This is a genomic window from Pectinatus frisingensis, from assembly GCF_015732285.1.
GTDB lineage: Bacteria > Bacillota > Negativicutes > Selenomonadales > Selenomonadaceae > Pectinatus > Pectinatus frisingensis.
Genome location: NZ_WIQU01000007.1, coordinates 137411 through 147548, shown reverse-complemented (window position 1 = coordinate 147548; position 10138 = coordinate 137411). Strand labels below are relative to the sequence as shown.

The 10138-nt window shown below is 39.5% G+C and carries 10 protein-coding genes; 4 read left to right on the top strand and 6 right to left on the bottom strand.

Going from position 1 to position 10138, the window contains the following annotated elements:
* Positions 1–2: 2 nt before the first annotated feature.
* The 4 genes from I6751_RS14045 to I6751_RS00975 all read left to right on the top strand — a co-directional run bounded on the left by I6751_RS14045 (position 3) and on the right by I6751_RS00975 (position 3670).
* A complete protein-coding gene (locus tag I6751_RS14045; RefSeq protein WP_414153198.1) occupies positions 3–137 on the top strand; it encodes a hypothetical protein in 135 nt (44 codons plus the stop codon).
* Positions 137–1054, top strand: a complete 918-nt coding sequence (locus I6751_RS00985; protein ID WP_231037926.1) for an aldolase/citrate lyase family protein — start codon at positions 137–139, stop codon at positions 1052–1054. The genes I6751_RS14045 and I6751_RS00985 overlap by 1 nt, the downstream gene beginning before the upstream one ends.
* Positions 1051–2607 (top strand): citrate lyase subunit alpha, encoded by a 1557-nt coding sequence (citF, locus tag I6751_RS00980; protein WP_196591525.1) that lies wholly within the window; start codon positions 1051–1053, stop codon positions 2605–2607. The genes I6751_RS00985 and citF overlap by 4 nt, the downstream gene beginning before the upstream one ends.
* 202 nt (positions 2608–2809) lie before the next feature.
* The gene (locus tag I6751_RS00975) at positions 2810–3670 is read left to right on the top strand and encodes a LysR family transcriptional regulator (protein WP_196591524.1); all 861 of its coding nucleotides are present in this window, start codon (positions 2810–2812) and stop codon (positions 3668–3670) included.
* A 49-nt stretch (positions 3671–3719) separates the two neighbouring features.
* Here the strand turns inward: I6751_RS00975 and I6751_RS00970 are convergent, their stop codons facing one another.
* From I6751_RS00970 to I6751_RS00945, 6 genes are all read right to left on the bottom strand, one after another.
* On the bottom strand, positions 3720–5069 hold the full coding sequence (locus I6751_RS00970; RefSeq protein WP_196591523.1) for an amino acid permease: 1350 nt from the start codon (positions 5067–5069) through the stop codon (positions 3720–3722).
* An 83-nt stretch (positions 5070–5152) separates the two neighbouring features.
* Positions 5153–6079, bottom strand: a complete 927-nt coding sequence (gene murB / locus I6751_RS00965; protein ID WP_196591522.1) for a UDP-N-acetylmuramate dehydrogenase — start codon at positions 6077–6079, stop codon at positions 5153–5155.
* 14 nt (positions 6080–6093) lie between these two features.
* The gene (trmL, locus tag I6751_RS00960; protein ID WP_182186748.1) at positions 6094–6579 is read right to left on the bottom strand and encodes a tRNA (uridine(34)/cytosine(34)/5-carboxymethylaminomethyluridine(34)-2'-O)-methyltransferase TrmL; all 486 of its coding nucleotides are present in this window, start codon (positions 6577–6579) and stop codon (positions 6094–6096) included.
* 14 nt (positions 6580–6593) lie between these two features.
* A complete protein-coding gene (locus I6751_RS00955; protein WP_196591570.1) occupies positions 6594–8663 on the bottom strand; it encodes a polyribonucleotide nucleotidyltransferase in 2070 nt (689 codons plus the stop codon).
* A 251-nt stretch (positions 8664–8914) separates the two neighbouring features.
* Positions 8915–9193 (bottom strand): 30S ribosomal protein S15, encoded by a 279-nt coding sequence (gene rpsO, locus I6751_RS00950; protein ID WP_182186749.1) that lies wholly within the window; start codon positions 9191–9193, stop codon positions 8915–8917.
* 132 nt (positions 9194–9325) lie between these two features.
* Positions 9326–10030, bottom strand: coding sequence for a tetratricopeptide repeat protein (locus I6751_RS00945; RefSeq protein ID WP_196591521.1), 705 nt, complete (start codon positions 10028–10030; stop codon positions 9326–9328).
* Positions 10031–10138 lie beyond the last annotated feature (108 nt).

The following is a 10138-nucleotide window of genomic DNA, read 5'->3' as shown; positions in this document are numbered from 1 at the left end:
ACATAAATGCTTTAATCAAAGAAACTGCAGAGAATGAAGGATTTACCGACGTCAAATTTATTGTGTCAGATAAAGGCGCATGGGATTATACGATAAAAGCAAGAGTAATCGCCGCTCTTGAAAGGGGGATACAATAATGACCGAAATGACTGATCCCAGAACCAGACTGCGTCGTACCATGATGTTCGTTCCCGGTAATAATCCTAAAATGATAAATTCTGCCGATATTTATGGCGCAGACAGCTTGATGTTCGACGTCGAAGATGCCATAACAATAACAGAAAAAGATACCGCACGCTATCTTGTTGCCAATGCCCTTAAGGCGCTGCAGTTTCATTCAGAAACAGTCGTGCGGATAAATCACCCAACCCAGACACCTTTCGGTATGGATGATTTAAAAATCATTTTACCAGCAAAACCGAATATGATCCGCTTACCTAAAGTCGAAGATATTTCAGAAGTCGAACTTGTAAGCAACGAAATAGAACGAGTAGAAAAAGAAAATAACTGGCCAAAAGGTACCATTAACATCATCGGTGCAATAGAAAGTGTCAAAGGACTTTATAATGTCCGGGAAATATGCAAACATCCTCGTATGATGGCAATTGCACTCGGTGCAGAAGATTTTATCGCCAATCTAAAGACACAACGGACCAAGACCGGCATTGAACTTTACTATGCGCGCTCGGAAATACTGATGGCCGCGCGTGATGCCGGAATACAATGTATGGATACTGTATTTTCCGATATTAATGATATGGAAGGCTTTGATCGCGAAGTAACCAACAGCCGCGATATGGGATTTGACGGTAAATCTGTAATTCACCCCAAACAAATCAATGAAGTCCATCGCATCTATACTCCAAATGATAATCAACTGCACCATGCCCTTAAAGTTCTCGCCGCTTTCGAAGATTCCACCAAAAATCATAAAGGTGTACTAGCCGTAGATGGCAAAATGATTGACGGACCAATAGTAGTCAGGGCGGAACGTGTTGTAAACCAAGCCGAAGCGGCTGGTATTGATATTGAAAAGAAGAGGGAAGAATTATGAAAAATGCAGCAGGACGTGAAATCCCCGCACATATTGCAGGAATCAATAACATAAGATTATATAATGGTCCTTTTTCATATATACCACAAAATACAGGTGTTGGGAAAAAAATTCATGCAGGTAAACCTCATACCAATAAAATATTAGCTTCTATCAGTGAGGCAATTGATAAAACCGGTCTTAAAAACGGACAGACTATTTCTTTTCACCATCATCTGAGAAATGGTGATTATGTAATGAAAATGGTAGTGGAAACCATTGCTGATAAGGGCATAAAGGATATAACAATAGCATCCAGCTCGCTTAGTCCATGTCATGATTTTCTTATAGATTATATAAAAAATGGCACAATAACGGCATTAGAATCAAGCGGCTTGCGCGGGCAATTAGGCAAATATCTGACAATGCATCCCCAAGCGCTAAAAAGGCCAACAATAATACGTTCACATGGTGGACGCGCCCGGGCGATAGAAGCCGGGGAGTTGCATATCGATGTAGCTTTTATGGCCGCTCCTGCCTGTGATTACCAGGGTAATGCCACCGGTCGCATCGGTAAATCAGCTTTTGGATCTATGGGCTATGCAATGATCGACTGTGCTTATGCCGATAACGTCGTGTTAATTACAGATAATTTATCGACCGACCCCATCTATCCATGCAGTATTCCACAAACACAAGTGGACTATATCGTTCCTGTTGAAGCTATAGGTGATCCAACCGGTATAGCTTCAGGCGCTATACGTATGACTAAGAGCCCCACCCAACTGCTCATTGCAAAATATGCAACCCAATTAATGGATGAAACAGGCTATTTAAAACAAGATTTTTCAATGCAGCTTGGCAGTGGTGGTGCTTCACTGGCCGCAGCAAAATTTATCAGAGAAAAGATGACCGCAAATAATATCACCGGTAGATTTGGTATTGGCGGTATAACCGGTATTTTTGCCCAAATGTTAAAAGATGGTTTATTCAAAACTTGCTATGACACTCAAACATTTGATACTGTTGCCGTAAAATCATTGGCAGAAAACCCTAATCATCTTGAGATATCAGCTTCTTTTTATGCCAACCCATGGAATGCAGGACCAATAGTCAATAATCTCGATGTAGTCATTCTAAGTGCTACTGAAGTTGATCTCGACTTTAATGTAAATGTAATAACCGACTCCAACGGTATATGCATGGGAGCATCAGGCGGGCACAGTGATACAGCAGCCGGATCTGCTCTCACGATAATAGTAATGCCTCTTGTGCGCGGCAGACTGCCAATGATCAGAAATCACGTGCAAAACATAGTTACTCCTGGGGATTTGGTAGATGTTATCATCACAGAACGTGGTATTGCCATCAATCCAAAAAGGAAAGATATCATCAAAAAATTACAACACAGTAAATTGCCCATTATGAGCATAGAAGCACTGCAGAAAATTGCCTACAGCTTCGTCGGTGAACCCGATTCCGTAAGACTCAGCACTGCCGATAATGATATTGTTGCCGTAATAGAATACCGGGATGGCAGTATTCTCGATGTAATCCATAAACCATTGATTTAATATCATTTTTTAAAATGACCGTATATACCATAAGCGCATCTTTTATCTGAATGTAACACAAGATGCGCTTTATCTTTATTTTATGACATTTATTTCCAGGCAACCCATTAATATTATTTAAGGATACCATAAAAAGGATATTTCACTTTTAATGCCGAAAATTAAATATATAATACTCTATTTTAAAAGGCAGTGAATATCAATGGATGACCGTGATTGGCATATAATAAAAAAGCTGTATACCGAAAAAAATATAACTAAAGCAGCTCAGGCTCTTTATATGTCGCAGCCGGCTCTGACCTCCCGATTGCAGCATATTGAACGCGAATTCAGTGTCTGTATCGTTCATCGGAGCACTAAAGGCATTCAATTTACCGCTGAAGGAGAATACCTTGTAAAACAAGCCGTAATCATGATTGAAAAAATGCACCATATCAAAAATGAAGTCCAGGAACTGTTAAGTGAAAATTCGGGGACTTTGGAAATAGGTGCATCTAACTATCTGACAATGTATATTCTTCCAATATTACTAGAAAAATTTAAAAATAAATACCCAAAAGTAAAGTACCGCGTAACTACCAATTGGAGTAAAAACATTTTTACACTTATTTATAATCAAAAAATACAGGTAGGTTTTGCCAGTGTCGATTATGGCGGCTGCAAAAACAAATACCTGCTTTATGAAGAACCGATCTATGCTGCCTATTATAATCCATTCGAGCTTTCCGATCTTCCTGCACTGCCCAAAATAGAATACGATAGTGATTATCTTCTTAAATCACAATTGGATAAATGGTGGCGGGATAACTATAAACAGCCACCTCAGGTAAGCATGCACGTTTCCAATTTAGAAAACTGTAAGCAAATGGTAGTGCACGGCCTGGGCTACGCATTATTACCGGCACATATAATAAAAGGATTTAACAATCTTCATACTTTGGGTATTACAGATTCCTCCGGCACTTCGCTTGTCAGAAAAACCTGGCTGCTTTATAATGATTTTAATAAAGATATCCCCATAGTAAAATTATTCGTCAATTTTGTAAAAGAATATAAATTTTAATAATAAAGCCTTATGCTGGCATGTTGCAATGTCAGCATAAGGCTTTATTTCACAATCCTGAACGTTTTTTTATTACATAACCGATTGTCAGCAGTATTATCCATATTGGCAAAATAATAACTGCTAAACGCATGTCAGGAATCTGTGTCATCATAATAATAACAAAAATGAAAAAAACAATGCACAGATAATTGTCATACGGATAAAAATATGTCTTAAACGCGGTTTTTTCTCCTTGTTTATTTTTTTTGCGCCGAAAATTGAGATGCACCAAAACAATTGTGAACCAACTTATAACTATAGCAATGATTACAACTGACATTAGATACATAAATACTTCCTTAGGAAATAAATAAGTAAGTACGACTGCCAGCAGCGTTATTAACGAAGATAATAACGTTGGCAGCGCCGGAACACCGGAGCGCGTCAAATGTGAAAATACTTTTGGTGCATTATTTTGTTTAGCCAAACTATACAGCATACGGGATGTGCTGTACATAGCACTATTATATACGGAAACGGCTGCCGTCAAAACTACCACATTAAGTAAATTAGCTGCTGCCGGAATTCCCATTTTAGAAAAAATTTCTACAAAGGGGCTGCCGGATAAACCGACTTCATCCCAGGGATAGATGACCATAAGTACAAACCATGCCCCAATATAAAACAGCAATATGCGCCATATTACATTATTAATGGCCTTAGGAATGGTAACTGACGGATTTTCCGCTTCACCGGCCGTTATACCGACTAATTCTATACCACCAAAGGAAAACATGACAATGACTAATGAGATAGAAAATCCCCATAACCCATGCGGCATATAACCTCCATGCGCCCAAAGGTTGCTAAAATTTTCTGGAAATGGACCAAGCTGTGTCGCAATAATAATTCCGCCAAAAATCATCATTGCTATTATCGCTGTTATTTTAATAATGGTCATGCCAAACTCTACTTCACCATACGAACGGACATTTACAAGATTGACCACAGTAATAATACCTATACAAATTAATGCCGCAATCCACTGAGGAAAATCCGGCAGCCAAAAGTTGACATAAATACCGACAGCCGCAAGTTCTGACATACTGACTAAAATATAGCAAAACCAATAATTCCAACCAGATAGAAAACCCCAAAACTCTCCGCAATATTTATTGGCAAAATAACTGAATGAACCGGCTATCGGTTCATCAACTACCATTTCACCCAACATCCGCATCACACAAAAGATAATTATGCCGCCAACAATATACGCCAATGATAGTGATGGCCCTGCAGCCTGCAATGCCGGCGCTGAACCATAGAAAAGGCCTGTTCCAATCGAACCGCCCAATGCAATCATCTGCAAATGGCGATTTTTTAAACCACGTTTCATTTCAACATTATTTTCATCCATACATTGACCCCTTCGCGCAACATTAAAAAATCCGTATTTATTATAATCAAATCATCTAATAAATTCGGATTTTAAATTCAGTATCATTTTTCACCAATCAATCGTACTTCCGGATATAATCTGACACCATGTTTTTCATAGACACGTTTTTGTACTTCTGCTATAAGATTCAATACATCAGCCGCTGTAGCATTACCGGTATTAACCACAAAACCGGCATGCTTCATCGATATTTGGGCTCCACCGACTTTCAAGCCTTTTAATCCAGTCTGATCTATTAAAGTCCCCGCATAATACCCAGCCGGCCGCTTAAAAGTTGAACCGGCACTTGGTAATTCCAAAGGTTGTTTATTTTCCCGTCTTTGTGTGTAATCAACCATTGCTGCTAATATCTCAGACTTTTCTCCCTTTTTTAAACTGATTTCCACTTCACAAATAACATTGGCATTTTTTTGAAAAATGCTTTGACGATAACCAAATCCTAATTGTTCTTCATCATAACGCACTATCTTACCCTCAGCTGTGACTGCAGTAACCGCTGTAACTACATTTTTTATCTCACCGCCATAAGCACCCGCGTTCATAAATATTGCTCCACCAATACTACCAGGAATACCAACAGCGAACTCGAATCCCGTAAGTAAATTTGAGGCAGCAAATTTTGATAAATCAGCTAACAATGCCCCACAGCCCGCAATCATAAAATCATCGGTACAGCGTACATACGACATCTGCCTGCCGAATTTCAAAACAATACCGCGTATTCCTTTATCAAGTACTAATATATTAGAACCATTACCAATTATTGTGCACGGCACATCATATTTTTTAGTCAATCTGATAATTTGTTGTATTTCTTCAATTGAGCCGGGGAAAATAAGGCAGTCAGCCGGACCGCCAATTTTGAATGTAGTCTGTTCCGACATTGGCGCCTGCAGCAAAATATGGTCCACTGGTAAAATCGATTTTAATTTTGTTATACAATCGTCAATACGTGACAATAAACTCATTCCTTATATTTAAATCAATTTTTTTCAAGATAATCATTTGTCTTTTTCAAACCGATAAAATTTTGCTGCCTGAGCGCTTCATAAACCACAATAGATACCGAATTAGACAAATTCAGCGAACGAGCTTCATCTATCATCGGTATCCGTACACAAGAAGACAAATTCCCTTTCAAAATAGTCTCAGGAATACCAGCATCTTCCCGTCCAAACACCAGCATATCATTTTTGCCGTAAGAAACATCAGTATAAGTATTCGGTGCTTTAGTCGACAAATAATGATATATATTCTCCGGATATTCTTGTAAAACTTCAGCAAAATTCTTATGAAAATGGATCTTAAGAAAATGCCAATAATCAAGCCCGGCTCGTTTTAAATGCTTATCATCAGTTGAAAATCCGAGAGGTTCAACCAAATGAAGCTCACAGCCGGTCACCGCACACAGGCGGGCAATATTGCCTGTGTTTGGTGGAATTTGCGGCTCGATAAGTACTATATGCAACTTTATTACCTGCCTTATAATAAAACCTTGTGAGAAAGATTTACTCGTCCCTGGCTGTCAATTTCCGTAACTTTTACCTCAAGTTCGTCACCGACACTGACAACATCTTCTACCTTACCAACACGTTTTTTATCAAGCTGTGATATATGGCAAAGACCTTCTTTACCCGGTAAAACTTCAACAAATGCGCCAAAATTCATAATGCGGGTTACTTTCCCTTTATAGACTGCACCGACTTCTACTTCCCGCGTCAAATCTTTTATTATATCTACGGCTTTTTGCGCAGCATCAACACCAACAGCTGTTATATGAACAACACCGCTGTCTTCTATATCAATTTGCACGCCGGTTTCATCAATGATTTTTTTGATGATCTTTCCGCCTGGCCCAATAACATCGCGAATCTTATCAACAGGTATCTTAATGGTTGTCACCCGCGGCGCATATGGTGATAACTCTGCTGCAGGTTCACTGATTGTTTCCATCATCTTACTCAGTATGTGGGCCCGGCCTCGTTTAGCCTGTTCCAACGCCGCCGCCAATATTTCACGGGTAATTCCGGTCAGCTTTATATCCATTTGAATAGCAGTTATACCATCTTCAGTCCCTGCAACTTTAAAATCCATATCCCCCAAGGCATCTTCCATACCCTGAATATCCGTGAGAATGGTGTAAGCATCACCATCTTTAACTAATCCCATAGCCACTCCGGATACCGGTTTTTTAATAGGAACACCTGCATTCATCAACGATAACGTACTGCCGCAGACACTTCCCATAGAACTTGAACCATTCGATTCCAAAACTTCAGATACAAGACGAATTGTATAAGGGAACTCTTCTTCCGACGGAATCACTGGAACAAGCGCCCTTTCTGCCAAAGCGCCATGCCCAATTTCGCGACGTCCAGGACTTCTCATAGGACGAGCTTCCCCCACACTATAGCCGGGGAAATTATAATGGTGTATATAGCGTTTTGTTGTTTCCGTACCTAATCCATCAAGTATCTGTTCGTCACCAAGCGAACCCAATGTTGTTATTGTGAGAATCTGTGTCTGTCCACGGGTAAACAAACCTGAACCATGTACGCGCGGCAATAATCCCACTTCACAGCTTACCGGGCGCACTTCATCTACTGCCCGTCCATCAGGACGAATTTTTTCATGTGTAATCATTTGGCGAACAATTTCTTTCACCAATTTATGCAAAACAGCATTTATTTCCATAGTTGATTCCGGATATTCCTCCAGAAAATGCTCAAGAACCGCAGCTTTAACTTCAGTTATATGTTCATCACGACGCAGTTTATCACTGTCACGCACGGCTGTATTCAACTTGTCATAAGCATATGCCCTGATTTTATCAATGAGTTCTTCCTGCGGCTGAAATAGTTTTACAACACGTTTTTCCTTGCCGCATTCTTCAACCATTTTCTGCTGAAATTCAACTAATTTCTTAATTTCCTGATGACCAAATAAAATAGCTTCCAAAATTACATCTTCTGATAGTTCATTGGCACCGGCTTCAACCATCATGACAGCATCATGCGAACCTGCAATAGTAAGATTCAAATCAGATTTTGCCCGTTCTTCAACTGTTGGATTGACAATGAACTGCCCATCGATACGACCGATACGAACACCAGCAATAGGGCCTTTAAAGGGTATATCAGAAATTGACAGTGCTGCTGAAGCCCCGATCATCCCGGCTATTTCTGGTGGATTATCCTGATCAACAGAAAGTACTGTTGCAACTATCTGAACGTCATTTCGAAATCCATCAGGGAATAATGGTCTGATTGGTCTGTCGATAAGGCGGCTGCATAAAATAGCCGATTCAGCCGGACGCCCCTCCCGTTTAATAAATCCACCGGGAATTTTCCCTACAGCATACATTTTTTCTTCATAATCAACAGTCAAAGGGAAAAAATCAATTCCCTCACGCGGTTCAGCAGAAGCCGTAGCCGTCACAATAACCACCGTTTCACCATAGCGAACGAGCACTGCACCATTGGCCTGCTTAGCCATCTTGCCGGTTTCTATGACGAGACTGCGCCCGCCAAATGTGGTTTCAAAACTATGCATCATTTTACCTCCTGAAAAATGCGGTAACCGTGCACAGTAAACAGTGAAATATCTGCTTGCCTTAAAATATTGCAAACAAACATTTCACCATCCACTGAACACACCGCAAATAATTTATTTATAAATATAAAACACGGGACTGGTCCATTATACAAATAGACAACAGCCCCGCTTTTCGATAATCACTAATGTCGGCTCGTATAACTAAATTTCATTTCGCTAAAAATCGAATAAAATCAAGTCTTATCGAATTATCTTTTGTTAGCTTTTCCGATATTTAATTTCTTCAAAATGGCACGATAACGTTCAATGTCTTTATTTTGCAGATAAGCTAACAGTCTGCGACGATGTCCGACCATTTTGAGAAGACCGCGGCGTGAATGAAAGTCTTTCTTATTAGTCTTCAAATGTTCTGTCAAATAAAGTATGCGTGCAGTCAACAGTGCTATTTGCACTTCGGGAGATCCTGTATCTCCTTCATGAGTAGCATTATCCTGCATAATTTGTAACTTTTGTTCCTGTGTAAGCATCAAAATCCTCCTAAAAATTATATAATTCCTATTAGCCAGGCAACCGATGGAGTGGCTAGTAACCGCGCTAAAGGATATAGATTATTCTTACAAAGAATATCACAAAAATAGTCAACTGTAAATAAAAATATATCAGATATCCCATTTTAATGAAGACGGTATAGGAGTAGCTTGATCAATTTCCCGTATTATCCGCGGTGCATCATCATCTGTTGCACTCATAATATTTTCCAGTATTGCCATATTTTTTTGTGGCACTGCCATATATGATAATGCTTTTTTCATCATTTCTATTGTATCGACCGCGTGAAAGTTAGCTGCAGCTAACTGTGCCAAAAAACGATAACCATAATATAAGTAACTTATATGTTTTATAGGTAATGCTCCATAAGCGGCAATTTTATCTTCCACCTCATCGGCAGCAAGGTCAGTCCTGCGCTGTCGTGCCAGTATATTCCATCGATCAGCCCACAGTTCACCGCGCAAAATATATTTATACAGAAAATCGTGCTCTTCTGCCAGTTCAATTGCACTATTTATATAATTCAACGCATCATCAAGCTTGCCTGCATCACGCAGCACCGTACTCAGATGCTGCAGAGCATACACTTTTTCCTCGATATCTTCTGACTCATTCTCATCAACATCTGCCTCAATAACAGAGCGAAAAAGTTCAACTGCCGCTGCTGTTTTATTAAATTCCGGCAAAACAAGGAAATGAGCCAGCCGGGCTCTCACATGCCAATCATCAAATCCTTTGGCAAACAACGCAACCGGTGGATGTAATTTTGAGTCAAGCACCAAATGTGTCAATTCATGAAATTCATTATTGTTCATAAAAACCTCGTTATTAAAATCATTATTATTATCTATGCAGAGTATTACATTTATTATATATAATAATCTGCGTACTATCAATTGCAAATTTAATATATACGTTGTAAA

What these genes read in the sequence shown, in the direction of transcription:
- I6751_RS00985 (WP_231037926.1), top strand. Translation starts at nt 137, where the DNA reads ATGACCGAAATGACTGATCCCAGAACCAGACTGCGTCGTACCATGATG.
- citF (WP_196591525.1), top strand. Translation starts at nt 1,051, where the DNA reads ATGAAAAATGCAGCAGGACGTGAAATCCCCGCACATATTGCAGGAATC.
- I6751_RS00975 (WP_196591524.1), top strand. Translation starts at nt 2,810, where the DNA reads ATGGATGACCGTGATTGGCATATAATAAAAAAGCTGTATACCGAAAAA.
- I6751_RS00970 (WP_196591523.1), bottom strand. Translation starts at nt 5,069, where the DNA reads ATGGATGAAAATAATGTTGAAATGAAACGTGGTTTAAAAAATCGCCAT.
- murB (WP_196591522.1), bottom strand. Translation starts at nt 6,079, where the DNA reads ATGAGTTTATTGTCACGTATTGACGATTGTATAACAAAATTAAAATCG.
- I6751_RS00955 (WP_196591570.1), bottom strand. Translation starts at nt 8,663, where the DNA reads ATGCATAGTTTTGAAACCACATTTGGCGGGCGCAGTCTCGTCATAGAA.
- rpsO (WP_182186749.1), bottom strand. Translation starts at nt 9,193, where the DNA reads ATGCTTACACAGGAACAAAAGTTACAAATTATGCAGGATAATGCTACT.
- I6751_RS00945 (WP_196591521.1), bottom strand. Translation starts at nt 10,030, where the DNA reads ATGAACAATAATGAATTTCATGAATTGACACATTTGGTGCTTGACTCA.